General features: G+C 70.6%; 16 protein-coding genes and 1 pseudogene. 11 read left to right on the plus strand and 6 right to left on the minus strand.

The window, feature by feature from the left end:
- Positions 1–83: 83 nt before the first annotated feature.
- Positions 84–887 carry an alpha/beta fold hydrolase gene (locus C0216_RS01000; protein WP_114053426.1) on the plus strand — a complete coding sequence of 268 codons (804 nt, stop codon included), beginning with the start codon at positions 84–86 and terminating at the stop codon, positions 885–887.
- A gap of 238 nt (positions 888–1,125) precedes the next feature.
- Positions 1,126–1,689, plus strand: coding sequence for a dihydrofolate reductase family protein (locus tag C0216_RS35285; protein WP_428985473.1), 564 nt, complete (start codon positions 1,126–1,128; stop codon positions 1,687–1,689).
- Here the strand turns inward: C0216_RS35285 and C0216_RS35290 are convergent.
- From C0216_RS35290 to C0216_RS01030, 6 genes are all read right to left on the minus strand, one after another.
- Positions 1,592–2,188, minus strand: coding sequence for a hypothetical protein (locus tag C0216_RS35290; RefSeq protein WP_162793095.1), 597 nt, complete (start codon positions 2,186–2,188; stop codon positions 1,592–1,594). The genes C0216_RS35285 and C0216_RS35290 overlap by 98 nt on opposite strands.
- Positions 2,189–2,784: 596 nt before the next feature.
- Complete coding sequence (locus tag C0216_RS01010; protein WP_114053428.1) at positions 2,785–3,972, minus strand: PP2C family protein-serine/threonine phosphatase; 1,188 nt, start codon at positions 3,970–3,972, stop codon at positions 2,785–2,787.
- 236 nt (positions 3,973–4,208) lie between these two features.
- Complete coding sequence (locus tag C0216_RS01015; RefSeq protein WP_114053429.1) at positions 4,209–4,481, minus strand: hypothetical protein; 273 nt, start codon at positions 4,479–4,481, stop codon at positions 4,209–4,211.
- A gap of 45 nt (positions 4,482–4,526) precedes the next feature.
- Complete coding sequence (locus C0216_RS01020; RefSeq protein ID WP_114053430.1) at positions 4,527–4,793, minus strand: hypothetical protein; 267 nt, start codon at positions 4,791–4,793, stop codon at positions 4,527–4,529.
- A 103-nt stretch (positions 4,794–4,896) separates the two neighbouring features.
- Complete coding sequence (locus tag C0216_RS01025) at positions 4,897–5,106, minus strand: hypothetical protein (protein WP_114053431.1); 210 nt, start codon at positions 5,104–5,106, stop codon at positions 4,897–4,899.
- A 4-nt stretch (positions 5,107–5,110) separates the two neighbouring features.
- A complete protein-coding gene (locus C0216_RS01030) occupies positions 5,111–5,725 on the minus strand; it encodes a DUF5994 family protein (protein WP_114053432.1) in 615 nt (204 codons plus the stop codon).
- Between the two features lie 305 nt (positions 5,726–6,030).
- Between C0216_RS01030 and C0216_RS01035 the strand changes: the two genes are divergently transcribed.
- The 9 genes and pseudogenes from C0216_RS01035 to C0216_RS01075 all read left to right on the plus strand — a co-directional run bounded on the left by C0216_RS01035 (position 6,031) and on the right by C0216_RS01075 (position 13,060).
- Positions 6,031–6,528 carry a DUF5994 family protein gene (locus C0216_RS01035; protein WP_114053433.1) on the plus strand — a complete coding sequence of 166 codons (498 nt, stop codon included), beginning with the start codon at positions 6,031–6,033 and terminating at the stop codon, positions 6,526–6,528.
- Positions 6,525–6,881, plus strand: coding sequence for a PRC-barrel domain-containing protein (locus C0216_RS01040; RefSeq protein WP_114053434.1), 357 nt, complete (start codon positions 6,525–6,527; stop codon positions 6,879–6,881). The genes C0216_RS01035 and C0216_RS01040 overlap by 4 nt, the downstream gene beginning before the upstream one ends.
- Before the next feature lie 28 nt (positions 6,882–6,909).
- Positions 6,910–7,080 (plus strand): hypothetical protein, encoded by a 171-nt coding sequence (locus C0216_RS33795; protein ID WP_174250327.1) that lies wholly within the window; start codon positions 6,910–6,912, stop codon positions 7,078–7,080.
- A gap of 361 nt (positions 7,081–7,441) precedes the next feature.
- Positions 7,442–8,758 carry a Na+/H+ antiporter NhaA gene (nhaA, locus tag C0216_RS01050; RefSeq protein ID WP_114053436.1) on the plus strand — a complete coding sequence of 439 codons (1,317 nt, stop codon included), beginning with the start codon at positions 7,442–7,444 and terminating at the stop codon, positions 8,756–8,758.
- A 145-nt stretch (positions 8,759–8,903) separates the two neighbouring features.
- Positions 8,904–9,143 carry a helix-turn-helix domain-containing protein gene (locus C0216_RS34195; RefSeq protein WP_246042252.1) on the plus strand — a complete coding sequence of 80 codons (240 nt, stop codon included), beginning with the start codon at positions 8,904–8,906 and terminating at the stop codon, positions 9,141–9,143.
- 25 nt (positions 9,144–9,168) lie between these two features.
- The gene (locus C0216_RS01060; RefSeq protein WP_114053437.1) at positions 9,169–10,527 is read left to right on the plus strand and encodes a hypothetical protein; all 1,359 of its coding nucleotides are present in this window, start codon (positions 9,169–9,171) and stop codon (positions 10,525–10,527) included.
- A 57-nt stretch (positions 10,528–10,584) separates the two neighbouring features.
- Complete coding sequence (locus C0216_RS01065) at positions 10,585–11,892, plus strand: peptide ligase PGM1-related protein (protein WP_114053438.1); 1,308 nt, start codon at positions 10,585–10,587, stop codon at positions 11,890–11,892.
- Positions 11,889–12,482: pseudogene (locus C0216_RS01070) on the plus strand (MFS transporter); the annotation flags it as partial. The gene C0216_RS01065 and the pseudogene C0216_RS01070, both read left to right, overlap by 4 nt.
- Before the next feature lie 80 nt (positions 12,483–12,562).
- Positions 12,563–13,060: a nuclear transport factor 2 family protein gene (locus C0216_RS01075; RefSeq protein WP_114053439.1), complete on the plus strand. Its 498-nt coding sequence runs from the start codon at positions 12,563–12,565 to the stop codon at positions 13,058–13,060.
- The last annotated feature ends 330 nt before the right edge of the window (positions 13,061–13,390 follow it).

Below are 13,390 nucleotides of genomic sequence, written 5' to 3' on the forward strand. Positions count from 1 at the left end.
CAGTACTCGACCGAGTACTGTACGGTCCAGTTCCGAACGGGTGGAGTCTCACGGCAGACCCGCACACCTATGGGGGGTTTCACATGGACAAGGTCTTCTCGGCCGACGCCACGGCCATCGCCTTCGAGCAGCGGGGATCCGGCCCCGCGCTGGTGCTCGTCGGGGGAGCGTTCATGACACGGCACGAGTCGGCGGAGCTCGCCGCCCTGCTGGCCGAGCGCTTCACGGTGATCACGTACGACCGCCGCGGACGGGGCGACAGCGGCGACAGCCCGGCGTACGACGTGCAGCGTGAGGTCGAGGACCTGGACGCCCTGATCGAGCACGCCGGCGGCGAGGCCATGCTCTTCGGCATGTCCTCCGGCGCCGTCCTGGCGCTGGAGGCCGCGGCGCGGGGCAGCGCCGTGACCCGGCTGGCCCTGTACGAGCCGCCCTTCGTCACCGACGACAGCCGTCCGCCGCTGCCCGCCGACTACGTCGCCCACCTGGACGAACTGGTGGAACAGAGGGCGTACGGCGATGCGGTGGCGTACTTCATGACCGCGGCCGTGGGCATGCCCGCCGAGGCCGTCGCCGCCATGCGGCAGGCCCCCTTCTGGGCGGGCATGGAGGCCGTCGCCCGGACGCTGCCCTACGACGGCCGGGTCATGGGCGGCACCATGTCCGGCCGTCCTCTGCCTGCCGACCGCTGGCAGTCCGTGACGGTTCCCGTCCTCGTCGGCAGCGGCGACGCCGGTGCACCGCACATGCTCACCGGCGCCCGTGAATTCGCCGCCTTGGCAGACAACTTCACTTTTCGGGTCTTTCCCGGGCAGGAGCACACCATCGCCCCCGCCGTCCTCGCCCCCGTCCTGGCGGACTTCTTCACCGCCGGGGAGCAGGTGTGAGGAGGGTCTTCGCCAGTCTGGGCATGCCCCTGGACGGCTTCATCTCCGCTCCCGACTCCGGCCCCGACAACCCGCCCGGTACGGCGGGATGCGCATCCGCGAAGGCGTCTTCGGCATCGAGAGCCGACGGGCCCCCGCCCTTCCGCGCCTCCTCTGCGTCCTCACCCGCGCCCGTCGGGAGCCGTAGGTGCGGCAGGGTGCCAGGCCCTTGACCTTTGCGACCGAGGGGATCGACAGCGTGCCGGCCCAAGCACGCCGGGCCGCAGGGAGGAGGGGCGTCCAGATCTCCGGCGGTGCCGACACCGTACGGCAGTTCATCGACGCCGGACTCGTGAGCGAACTCCAGATCCACCTCGCGCCCCTCGTCCTCGGAGCCGGTCTCACGTACCGGCTCGCAGTGCCCTGGCTCCGAAAGGCCAGGACAACAAGCCAGCCCCAGGTCGCTGACCTGGGGCTTTGCTGTGGAGCGGATGACGGTAACCGAACCCGCGCCAGAGGCTTGGGAATCAGCCGGTACCGGGGTGCGCGAACGCCCTCTGACCTCCGGAAACGGTCACTTCCGGCTCTGGTCTGGCCGCTTCGCCGACCCCTTGCGGACCGCTGTTTCTCCGCCCCCACGGGCACGTCGTGGCACGGAGCCGGCCGAAGGAGCGCCACGGTGGGCGCCGTCTCCGGCACTCACCCCGCGCGTCAGCCGGTCGTGGTCAGACCTGCCACTCGATCCGTTCCACCGTGTCGTTGTGCTCCGCCGGCTCTTCCAGCTTCTCGCCGGCCTTCAGGATGCGCGTGCCCTTCTTGCTGATCAGCTTCGCGTCGGTGTCCGTGTTGTTGAACCATGACGACACGTTCTTGGACATGGTGTCGCCGCCGGGCAGGGGCAGGAGGCCGAGGTCCACCTTGTAACCGGGGCCGATCCCGTATGCCTCGCCTGCGCGGTTGTAGTGCCGCCACAGCCCCAGGGTCATCTGCGGGCAGGGTGCGCCCTCAGGCGGGCTGATGATGACGACGCCTGCGGGCAGGGTGGGTGCGCTCATGACTCTCTCCGTTCTCGCGATCCCGCCGGTCTGTCCGGCGGGTGCGCCACCAACGTCCCGCCGGAAGCCCCTGGCGTATGCCAATGGCACGGGAGTGATCGTTTCTGCCGTGTGCATGACCACCCGTCCGGCCGAGAGGCGGCCCGGGCCCGTCACCACCGTCCCGGCAACCCGGACGACGCTGCCCGCGCCGATGAGGAAGCCCTTGCCGGTACGGACAGGACGGCGCTCGATCAGGTCCGAACCCGGCGTGCTTTGCAGCGTCACGGCGAGCCCGCTGCTGTGGGTGAAGACCTCGGCGCGGACGCCGATGGGCGCACTGCTCTCCCGGCCCCGACCGGCGCATCCGCCGCGAACGCGCCCCTCAGGCACGGAGCGTCGCCGGGCCCGGACACCATCACGCGGCGCCCCGACCTGTCCCAGGCCCGTCGCCCCCTCGGGCACCATCCGGCACGGAACTTCGACCGGGGCCTGCAGGACACCATCCGATGGGCCCGGCACCTGGGCCCGTATGCCCTCACCCTCGACCACGAGACTCGGCCCGTCCGTGGACCGGTCCCGAGGCCGAAACGAAGGCGCGGGCGACCTGGTTGACGTCGTCGCCGGCGCGGCCGAGGCACCGACGGGCGGCGACCCAGTAGGCAGTAAACAAGCCCCAGGCCGCTGACCTGGGGCTTTGTCGTGGAGCGGATGACGGGAATCGAACCCGCGCTATAAGCTTGGGAATCACCCGGCGCTTGCGCCGTGGAATCGCATCTGACCTGCGGAAACGTTAGCCTGGCGTCGCGTCTTCGCTGTCTCCCCGGGTTCGTTGTTGTCCGCTGCTGACCGCCCCTACTGGCACGTTGTGGCACGGCGGTGGATCAGCCGCGCCACTCGACCAGGACGAGGGTGGCATCGTCCGAGGTGGCTTCGCCGCGTGCTCGCTTGAGCGTGTGGGACAGGTCCCGTGCCACCGCGCGGACGCCTCGGTCCGTCTTCTCCAGCTGGTTCACCCAGTCGAGCAGCTGTTCCTCGCCGAACTGCTCCTGGCCGCTCTCGTGTTCCTCGATCAGGCCGTCGGTGAAGCAGAGGACGCGGTCCCCCGGTTCGAGCAGCACACTGCTGACCTGCGGCTGTGCTCCGCCGAAGCCCACGGGCAGGGTGGTGGGGCTGTCCAGGCGGCCCATGACGCGGTGCTTGCGGATCAGGACGGGGGCGGGGTGTCCGGCGTTGACCCACTGGAGATGGCCGGTGGTCGTGTCCAGTTCCAGCATCTGCGCGGTGACGAAGTGGTCGGGGGCGAACTGCTCGGCCACGGCCCGGTCCATGAAGAGGTAGATCTCTGGTAGATCGATGCCGATGCGGCGGGCGTGCCGGTACGCGCCGATGGCCACGGTGGCCATGGTGGCCGCGTCCAGGCCGTGGCCCATGGCGTCGATCACGGCGAGGTGGAAGGTGTCGCCGTTCAGGGCGTAGTCGAAGCTGTCGCCCGCGACGTCGTAGGCGGGCTCCAGGACTCCGGCGACGGCGACGCGCGGCATGGTCATCGCCAGTGGTGGCAGGAGCGCCCATTGGATCTCGGCGGCGACGCTCATCGGCTCGCCGCGGCGGGTGCGGAAGAAGAGATCGGTGTGGCCGTTCTTGGTCTGCAGCAGGTCGGCGACCAGCCCCGCGATCCTGCGCAGGAGTCGGCGGTCCTCCTCGTCGACCGCGTCCAGGGTGACGGCCAGGACGCCGCCGTCCAGCAGCGCCACGTGGACGCGTACTCCGTCTTCCACCGCCAGCTCGACCGGGAGCGACGTCAGGAAACACCTGCCGGCGTCCGAGCCGTCGATGGACAGCGGCTCGCCGCCCGTCAGCCCTTCGGCGAGCAGCGGAACGAGCCTCTGCTGCCCGTAGTCCTGGAGCAGGATCTGCGGGTTCCTGCCGCCTAGCCGGGCCACCGTCTCGGCGACGACCAGTCCGACCCGGTGGGGCGGCAGCTCGTCGGCGCGGTCCAGGATCGTTCCCAGGAGTTCCTCTCCGAAGCTCTCCGAGCGATCGGGTTTCCCGAACCGTCCGACGGCCATCCCGTTGCCTCCAACCGAGCGGCGACGGCCTGGTTCGGGTCATGCCGTACGGGGCGGGTGTCGAGGCCCTGCGGCGGCCGGGGGCGGGCGCGGCGCGGACCAGAGACGCGGCCTCCAGGATGCATCTCGGCTGCCGGTCGCGCCACTCGGCCTCCGCTGTGCGGGGCCCGGTCGCGGGTCGTCGCGTCGCCCTCTCCGGGCCCTTTCGAGTCCGCCTGGGCCTGAGGTGGACCGGCTCAGTCGCCCTTTTCCTCCTCCGCCTCCATGAGGCGGATGCCCTGATGGGTGAGCGAGACCATCGCGGGTGTGTTTCCCGGCTCCCAGTCGACCGTGACCAGTCCCTCGCCCGCGAGGTAGGAGCAGGCGGCGGCGAGGTCCTGCTCCGGGATGCGCAGGTCGTGGTTGAGCGCGGCTCCGGTGATACCGAGCAGGCGGTTGCCTTCGGCGGCCGTGTAGAGGGCCTGGAGGATCTGTCGGCGGTACCGCTGCCGCTCGTGGAGTGTCGCCATGGCCGCGTGGTCCTGTCGTCGTGCGTGGCGGTCGTTCGTGACCGGTCAGGGTTCCTCGATGTGAGGTCCGGAGCCGGTGGGCTGTCTGCTGGTGGCGAGCCAGGTGCGGGCGGGTCCGGCGGCGGTCTTGGTGTCGACGGTGAGGTGGAGCCGTGTGCCGCCGCCCGGCCCGGGGTAGCTGCGGTGCTCCGCCCCGGCGAAGCACCGGCGGATCACCTCGGCGACCGCGCGGGCGGCCTCGGGGGTGGCGGAGACGATGCGGATCTCGGTGTGACCCGCCTCCGGCAGGGTCTCGTTCTCGGTGGGGCGCAAGACGGTGTGCTCCGTTCGGGACGAAGGCGAGAGGCCGGCGGGTGGGTTGTCCCTGCTGTCGGGTGCCCCACCCGCGGCCTTCGGTCGGAGGAGCGGTCTGCGGTCAGGGCCAGGAGCCCGTGGGCCGGCGATGGGCGATGTGCTCGGGCGGCCCGGGGTTGCCCTGGCCGGGGGGACGGCTGAGGGAGGGGTAGGGGTCGCTGAAGCGGTGGGCCGCTATGCGTGCGTCGTGCTGGGCGTTGAGCCGGTGGATCAGGCGTGTGCCGAGCGCGATCAGGAGAGCGCCTGCCAGGAGGGTGATCACGGTTTCCATGCCCTCACCTCCCGGTGTGTCCCGGCAGCGGAATCATCCGCGCGCCGACGGCGGGGTGCGCCGTTGGGCGCGGCTGCGGCTGCGGCTGCGGCTGCGGCTGGGGTGCCGGGCCGGCCCCTCCCTCACTCTCCCAGGCGCTCTCGCTGCTTGGCGCCTCCCGCATGCGGCGGCCGGTCGCGGCCTCGTCGGACATCAGCGCGCCCGCGGTGAGGACGCTGCCGGGGAGGGCGGCGGCGGTCATCAGCCGGGCCGCGGAGGCCGGGTCGGTCTCGGGCGGAATCACGAGCAGGTCGCAGCGGCCGGTCGTGTAGGACAGCAGAATGATCTTGTCCGGGTCCTGCTCGGTGAACCAGCCCGAGTGCAGCACGTGGCCGATGACGGCGACCTTGTGCGGGACGACCGGCCAGTGGGAGGGGTTCACCAGGACGCGGGTGATGCGGCCCCAGCGCCCTTCGAGGGCGTCGACCAGCGCCGGCAGCTCGGCTGCCAGGTCGCGTGAACGGGGCCACCAAGCGCCGTCGAGACGACCGGTGAGCGTGGTCTTCGGGGTGAGTGACAGGCGGACCGGAAGTCCTGGGTCGAGGGCGCGGTTCGCTGTCCTGTGGAGGGTGGTGGTCATGGCGGACCTGCCCCCGGGCTGCCCGTCGACAGCCCGGTTTTTCGTGTTCCCCGGAAATGACACCTGCGTGGAAGCTGGTGCTCGAAGTACTTCCGGTACTTCCAGCGTACGTCCGATCGGTCCGTTTTCGGCCTTTTATGAGGAAAAGCTTCCGGTCCGTACGGACGCGTGCGCGGCGACGGGCGGACAGGCGTGCGACGGGGTTACCGTGAGGTGACGGCACAGTCGCCCGCCGTTGGCCCGGCAGCACCCAGGTGAGGCCACGAGGGCCCCTGCGGCTCACCCGTAGACGAGCGGATCCAATCATGGCCGACTCAGACATCCCGTCCACGCCCCAGAGGCTCCTGCCGGACGAGATCCACCAGGCGGTACGGCCCGGTACGGCGCTGCTCCGGCTGGAGACGACGCACTCCCGGCAGGGCGTCCTCGACGGGGCCTGGTGGCCGCGCACCCGCGACGTGGAGCAGGAGCTCCCCGCGCTGGTGTCCGTGCTGGCCGAACACCTCGGACCCATCACCCGGGTCGGCCTGGACGCCACCGCCTGGGACGGGATTCCGACCCGGCTGATCATCGACGACCGGGTCGTCCACCTCGACTCCTTCCCTGTCGGTGACGACACCGTCCTGGTCACCCGAGGCGACAAGGACCACTTCGCACTGATGGTGGTTCCGCCGGACACGGAGCCCGTTGCCGCCCGCACGGCCATGGCCCGCGCGGTCCACGCCGACAACATCACGCAGGCCACCGAGCTCCTCGTCGCCCCGCTTCCCCCACCGGCGGCCGAACAGGGAGGAGAGACATGATCCAGACGGCGGACATCCGCGAGTGGCGCAACCAGGTCGTGATGGACCCCGACGGCCACAAGATCGGCGAACTGGAATCCGTCTACGTCGACACCAGCACCGACGAACCGGCCATGGCGACGGTCCGCGTCGGCCTGCCCACTCGGCACCGCCTGGTGTTCGTCCCCCTGGAAGGGGCGACGGTGGGGCCGGGGTACGTGCGGGTCGCCCACGACAGGAAACTGGTGAAACAGAGCCCCTCCATCGGCACGGACGGTGTCCTGCCCTTCGAGGACGAGGAAGCCGTCTTCCGCCACTACGGCCTCGCTTACGAACCCGGTGCGAACGGCGAACGGCAACTCGCCCGACGCTGAGCCCCCGACCGCCGGGGAGGCGGCCCCCATGACACTCTTCCTCGCCTTGATCATCGTCGCGATCATCCTGGGCCTCATCGGCGTCGTCGCCGACGGACTCCTCTTCCTGCTCTTCATCGGCATCGCGGTACTCGTGGCAGACCTCCTCTACATGGCCCTGCGCACCCGCCGCTCCGCCCGCCACCGCCCGCTCCGGTGATGTGAGGACCCTGCCGAGCCCGTATCGACCCTGCACCGGCTCCGCCACAGGGCCCCCGACCCACGACGCCGAGGACGGGCCCCTCCACCGCCATGCTTCCGGCGTGCTCCCGGCACGCTTCCGTCCGTTCCGTGGAGCGGTACGCGCGTCCAGGCGTCGACGCGGTGGCCCGGCACATCGCCGAGCGCGACCCTGCCGCCCGCCGCCGAGGCTGAACAGCATCCCCGAGGGTGCTCGTCCGCCCTGGCAGGTGGGGACCGATGGTGCGTAAAGAACGCGTCAAGAGATGCGGTGTGTGCCGGGAAGCCTGGTCAGCGAACAAGGGCGCGTGTGCCATTTGCCGATGCCCCGGAGGACCCGTATGCCTGCTGCCCCGCGTGAGCGTTCCGTCTTCCTCGCCCTGCTGCCGTGGCCGGAGCGTGTACGGGTGGCGCGGGCCCTGCGCACCGAGACGGTCGGCGGGCTGGTGCTGCTGGCGGCGGCCGTGGTGGCGCTCGCGTGGGCGAACACCCCCATCAGCGGAACGTACGAGCAGATACGCGACGCCCACTTCGGCATACCCGCGCTCGGCCTGGACCTCTCGGTGGAGCATTGGACCGCCGACGGTCTTCTGGCCGTCTTCTTCCTCGTCGCCGGGATCGAGCTGAAACGCGAGCTGGTGGTGGGCGAGCTGCGCACCCCGGCCACCGCGGCCCTGCCGGTGGTCGCCGCACTGTGCGGCATGGCCGTCCCTGCCGCCCTCTACCTGGCCACCACCGGGCTCGGCGGGGGAAGAGCGCAGGGCTGGGCGGTGCCGATGGCCACGGACATCGCCTTCGCGCTCGCAGTCCTCGCGGTGCTCTCCACCCACCTGCCCTCCGCCCTGAGGGCCTTCCTGCTGACCCTGGCCGTGGTCGACGACCTGGGCGCGATCCTGGTCATCGCCGTCTTCTTCACCGCCGACCTCAACCCGGCCGCGCTCGGCGGTGCGGTGGCCGGGCTGGTCCTCTTCTACCTGCTCCAGCGCTACCGGGTCCGCGGCTGGTGGTGGTACGTGCCCCTCGGGCTGGCGATCTGGGCGCTGATGTACAACGGCGGGGTGCACGCCACCGTGGCCGGCGTGGCGATGGGCCTGATCCTGCGCACCACCCGCGACCAGGGCGAGAAGGCATCGCCCGGGGAGCGGACCGAGCACCTCCTGCGGCCGGTCTCGGCCGGTGTGGCCGTGCCGCTGTTCGCCCTGTTCGCCGCCGGGGTGGCCATCTCGGCCGCTTCACTGGGCGAGGTGTTCACACGCCCGGAGCCGCTGGGCGTGGTCCTCGGCCTGGTCGTGGGCAAGACCGTGGGAATCTTCGCCGGCACCTACCTGGCGGCCCGGTTCACACGGGCCCGCCTCAACCCGGACCTGGCGTGGGCGGACGTGCTCGCCGTGGCGGTGCTGGCCGGGATCGGCTTCACCGTGGCCCTGCTGATCGGCGAGCTCGCCTTCCCCGACCCGGCCGATGCCGAGCACATCAAGGCCGCCGTCCTGATCGGCTCGCTGATCGCCGCAGCCGTGGCCGCGCTGCTGGTCAAGCGTCGCAACGGGATCTACCGCCGCCTGTGGGAGGCCGAGACTCTCGATGAAGACGCCGATGGCCTTCCGGACATCTACCAGCAGACCGACCGCCGAAACCGCGGCACCGCCGGCGACAGCTAGAGGAGGAAGGTCGTGCGCGCACGGGATCCCGCCGAGCCCTCCCCTTCGTGACCACCGACGACATCCCCGCCGCACTGCCCGCCCTGACCTACCTGGGTGGCATCACCGCGATGACCACGACACCTGTCAGGCAGGGACGCAGCAGATGCTTGCCGACGTTCGGGCGTACCGCTTGGCGGAGGTGCGGAAGCGTCAGCACATCACGCAGAACCAGGTCGCGGAGATCTTGGGTGCCACTCAGGGCCGCGTCTCAGCCATCGGCTTGGGTGCTTTCGTCGGGGCGGGTCATGCGGGCGGTGACCTGGCGGATTCCGTCGGCTGCGTGGCGGACGGCGGTGATGGGCGCATCGAGATCGTCGGGTGCGACGCCACCTCGACGGTGTAGCCGGAGCCGGCCGGGAGGCCGGGGCATGCCGAGCCAGGGAGCGTTACCGGACGTGATCGCAGAATCGTTTCTTTACCACTCGATCCTCGGAAACCTCCAGGGGCCGCACGGTGGGTCCTCGCTCACCGCGCCTCGCCCGCCCGCGCTGGTTGCCCGGATCCCAGGCGTCGGGGACGCCTGGGCGAACGCCCGGTCGCTGCTGCGCCGCCGCGTCGACGAGGCACACGATGTCGTCGATGCCGTGCTTGCCGAGGCACCCGCCGTGTTCCCGGACGTGCCGCCGGCCCCAGCGGACCGCCGGTCACTGGAGGAGCACGCGCGCACGTTGCTGCGCACCTACCTCGACCCCTTCATGGCCCTGGTGTTCAACGGCGAGCAATCGGTCCGCTTCGCGGTCAGCGGCAAGCGGCTGAAGAAGGTGGCCCGCCGACTGCACGACGCGCTCGAGGAGTGCGCCGCGGCATTCGAGCCCGCTGAGCGTCTTGCCGGGGCACTGGCGGAGGAGTACCCGCACTTCCTTCCCGACACGTACGACGGGGTGTCGGCCGCGCTCCTCGTGCTCGCCGCGTGGGACGCCTCGCACCGGCACCCCACCCGGGAACTCACGGAGAGTCTGTTGCGGAGCGTCGAGCGGGACGGCCGTATCAGACTTGGACTCTTCGTGTGCCCGCCCGTGGACTTCACTCGGCTCCATGGCGAGCGGCCCGAGCTGTACGTGCGGGATCACATGCACGGGAGCGTGCTCAGCCGTCTGGCCGGGCGTCTGCGGGAGCTGTTCCGTGGCCTGGAGGGCGCGCAGGTCGAGGTCGAACTCCGGGCTATCGTCGGCGACACCGACGAGGACGACTACCTCTGGTACGGCGTGCCAGCCCCCGCACACCTCGACCGGGTGGCTCTGGACGCACGCAGGGAAGCGCTGGTCACGACGGTCGCGAACTACCTGACCGAGGAAGTATCCGCTCCTCGAGGGGGCCAGCCGAGAATCTTCCGCGGCACGGCCCTCACCGTGCAGCGACTCTCCGCGATGGCACCCTCAGCGGAGTCCCGGAACGTGTACGCGGCCGTACTGGCGAACCCGCTCGCGTATTTCGACCGCCGCGACGTTGAAGCGGAGAAGGGCATCATGCGGGGGCTGTGGGAGCCGGGCTCCTACTACGAGGGGCTGTCCCAGCCCGATGACGCCACCCTCGCCGACATCGTCGTACGCAAGTTCGCGACCTACGCGATGCAGGGCCGGATGCTGCACGAACTCGACCCCGACATGGTGCTGGTCCAGACCGAACGCCCCCCGTTGCTACGCGCCCGGATGCTGAACGCGGGCTGGGACCAAACCGGCCGTTCCCCCCTCCCGACGGTCGAATTCTTCGAGCCCGAAGACGGCTGACCACGCCGGGGCGCGTCCCGACGCCCAACGATGAACACGAGAAGAGCGACCTGACACATGCCGAAGATCATCATTCTGAACGTGGGCACGGCGCACGCGCTCGGCGACCACACCTCCAGCACCCACCCCATCACCAGGTCCGGCTGGCGGCATGCCTGGTTCGCGGAGCGGGGGGACATCATCGTCAGCCCCGTCGCCGTGGACGGGGACTTCCTGCGGTACTTGGCCGGGACGATGGGGTTCGACCCGGACACCGTCACGGTCCTCAGCCGGGAACGGCTCGTCACGGACGAGTTCCTGATGAGCGACGACGTTCTCGGGGAACTGGGCGAGCTGACCGCCGACGGCGCAGCCTGGCAGCTGATGCCGTGCTTCTGGACGCAGGGCGTCGCCGATCTGGCCGCGCGGCTCGGCATCGACTCCCGGGCCGGACTCGCCTTCGCCGCCCAGCGCGGGTCGGACCTGCTCAACCGAAAGACCCACTTCCGGCAGTTTGCCGCAGGAGCCGGCCTGCCGCTGCCTGAAGGCTCCGTCGCACGGACACCGTATGAGCTGGCCAGGGCGATCGAACGGCACCTGCCGCTTACCGGGACGGTGATCGTCAAGCAGGACGACGGCGCCGGGGGCCTGGGCAACCTGACGCTGACGCGGGGAGAGACGGGGCCGCTGCCCGGCTCCCGCGAGACCCTGAAGGTCGGCGACGACCTCCCCGCGCTGGCCGACGAGGTGTGGGCCGCGCTGGCAGACGAACTGAGCCACGGCCTCGTGGTGGAGAGCTACCACTCCTCCACCCGCCAGTTCTACCTGGAGTACGTCATCGGTGACGACGGCGTACCCACATTCCTCGACAGCGGCGAGATACGGCTGCGCCCGGACGCCGACCCGGGGTCCACCGAACTCGTCTGGGTCGGCCTGGACATACCGGCCGCCCTGCCGCCGGCGCTGAGCGCCCAGGCCGTGCACCACTCCCTGCGGCTGGCCGAACTCACCGCGCAGGTCGGCTATCGCGGCCACATCAACATCGACGCCATCGCCACCGCCTCCGGCGACCTGGTGTTCAACGAGGTCAACGCTCGGTGGGGCGGGGGACTCGTCGCCCACGACATCTGTGAACGTCTGCTCGGCAGCGGGTACGCGGACCGCCACGTGGCCGCCACCGTCCGGGACGTGCCCCCGGCCCCGTTGGATGCCGTCCTGCGGACCCTTCGTGAGGAGCGACTCCACTTCAGCCGCGATTCGAGTGAGGGAGTGTTCGTCCTCGCCTGTGACCCGTCCCTGGTCACCCCCATGGAATGCCTGGTCGTGGGGGCGACGAGGGACCGGGTGCGGGAGATCGAGGCACAGCTGAGGAAGGCCCTGGCATGAGGGCGAGCCCCCTGCGCCAGCGTGCCTTCCGCCGGCTCTTCCTGGGACGGTCGTTCTCCCTCGTCGGTGACGCCGTTATCCCCGCCGCCCTCGCTCTGGCCGTGCTGCGCGCCACGGGATCGGTCTCGTCGCTTGCCTTCGTCCTCGGGTGCGCGATGGTACCCAAGCTGCTCCTGCTGCCGGTGGGCGGCGTCATCGCTGACCGGTTCAACCCACGGACCGTTGCGGTCGGCACCGATCTTGTCCGATGCGGCATGCAACTGCTCGTCGGGCTGCAGCTCCTCGGCACCGAACCGTCGATCGGGCTCATTGCCGCAGCCGAGGCGGTGGGCGGCGCCGCGTCGGCGTTCGCCACTCCCGCGTTGTCTCCGCTCGTCGGGGCCACGGTGGGCAACGAGGACCGGCAGCGCGCCAACTCCCTGCTGGGTACGGCAGGAAGCATCGCCCGGCTGGGTGGGCCCGGGCTCGCCGGAGTGCTGATCTGGTCGGCCGGGCCGGGCAGGGCCTTTGTTCTCGACGCGGTGACCTTTGCGGCCAGCGCGGCTCTGCTGGCCGGTATCCGGATCCCCCACGCCACCGCGCCGAAACGATCCTTCCGTAGAGGTTCCCTGCACACCGACCTGACCAGGCATTTACCCTCAACGACCCCTTGGCCGCCAGGAGACGCCCCATGTTCGTATCCGCCGCGCACCGCTCTTCCGTTTCCGCTTCCGGACTGTCCGGAACCGGCCAGAAGGATGCCGAAACCGTCTGGTCCGTCGTCTCCGGGCTGTACGCGGCACACGCGCACGGTGATCGGGGGAAGGTGGACGAACGGCTGGATCCCGAAGCCACGATCTGGCACTCGGAGGCGGAGGAGCTCCTGCTGGGCAGGAAGGATCTCGACCGGCTCCGCGCCGGGCGCGACGCCACGGCCGCCGGTCCGGCGGTGGCGGCGTACCGGGCCCACGACCCGGTGACCGACGTGTCAGGCCACATGGCCGTGGTGCGCTACTGGCTCGAGGTCCAGTACGTCCCCGCGGCGGACGGAGCGACGCTGTGCCCCGAGCGGGTGCGGAACACGGCGGTGCTGCGTCGCAGCGCTGGCGTCTGGCGCATCGTCCACCTTCATGAAGAGGTGTGGGTGGCGGGCGGCATGCCTGACATGACCGCCGGCACGCCGAAATAACGAAACGGAACCGCGTCATGCAGGGGCAGCGTCTGCCGCAGTGCGACCACGCGGCCGCCGGCACTGCCCCCGCCCACGCTGAGGTGACGCAGATCACTCTAGATGTGCCTCGCCATCTGGGGCGGCGACGCGCCTGAGCGGCCCGCGTGGTGCGCCGAAGGGTCTGCGGTCAGGGCATTTGTGGGAGTTGGGGCACGCGGAGGGCGCGGCGAGGCTGGAGAGGTTTGGACAACGACGAAGGCCCAGGTCGCTGACCTGGGCCTTCGTGTCTGAGCGGATGACGGGAATCGGACCCGCGCTATAAGCTTGGGAATCACTCGGTACTTGGGT

The organism is Streptomyces globosus (assembly GCF_003325375.1).
Lineage (GTDB): Bacteria > Actinomycetota > Actinomycetes > Streptomycetales > Streptomycetaceae > Streptomyces > Streptomyces globosus_A.

What these genes read in the sequence shown, in the direction of transcription:
- C0216_RS01030 (WP_114053432.1), bottom strand. Translation starts at nt 5,725, where the DNA reads ATGACCACCACCCTCCACAGGACAGCGAACCGCGCCCTCGACCCAGGA.
- C0216_RS01025 (WP_114053431.1), bottom strand. Translation starts at nt 5,106, where the DNA reads ATGGAAACCGTGATCACCCTCCTGGCAGGCGCTCTCCTGATCGCGCTC.
- C0216_RS01000 (WP_114053426.1), top strand. Translation starts at nt 84, where the DNA reads ATGGACAAGGTCTTCTCGGCCGACGCCACGGCCATCGCCTTCGAGCAG.
- C0216_RS01015 (WP_114053429.1), bottom strand. Translation starts at nt 4,481, where the DNA reads ATGGCGACACTCCACGAGCGGCAGCGGTACCGCCGACAGATCCTCCAG.
- C0216_RS01075 (WP_114053439.1), top strand. Translation starts at nt 12,563, where the DNA reads ATGTTCGTATCCGCCGCGCACCGCTCTTCCGTTTCCGCTTCCGGACTG.
- C0216_RS33795 (WP_174250327.1), top strand. Translation starts at nt 6,910, where the DNA reads ATGACACTCTTCCTCGCCTTGATCATCGTCGCGATCATCCTGGGCCTC.
- C0216_RS01010 (WP_114053428.1), bottom strand. Translation starts at nt 3,972, where the DNA reads ATGGCCGTCGGACGGTTCGGGAAACCCGATCGCTCGGAGAGCTTCGGA.
- C0216_RS01065 (WP_114053438.1), top strand. Translation starts at nt 10,585, where the DNA reads ATGCCGAAGATCATCATTCTGAACGTGGGCACGGCGCACGCGCTCGGC.
- C0216_RS01060 (WP_114053437.1), top strand. Translation starts at nt 9,169, where the DNA reads ATGCCGAGCCAGGGAGCGTTACCGGACGTGATCGCAGAATCGTTTCTT.
- C0216_RS34195 (WP_246042252.1), top strand. Translation starts at nt 8,904, where the DNA reads ATGCTTGCCGACGTTCGGGCGTACCGCTTGGCGGAGGTGCGGAAGCGT.
- C0216_RS01040 (WP_114053434.1), top strand. Translation starts at nt 6,525, where the DNA reads ATGATCCAGACGGCGGACATCCGCGAGTGGCGCAACCAGGTCGTGATG.
- C0216_RS01035 (WP_114053433.1), top strand. Translation starts at nt 6,031, where the DNA reads ATGGCCGACTCAGACATCCCGTCCACGCCCCAGAGGCTCCTGCCGGAC.
- nhaA (WP_114053436.1), top strand. Translation starts at nt 7,442, where the DNA reads ATGCCTGCTGCCCCGCGTGAGCGTTCCGTCTTCCTCGCCCTGCTGCCG.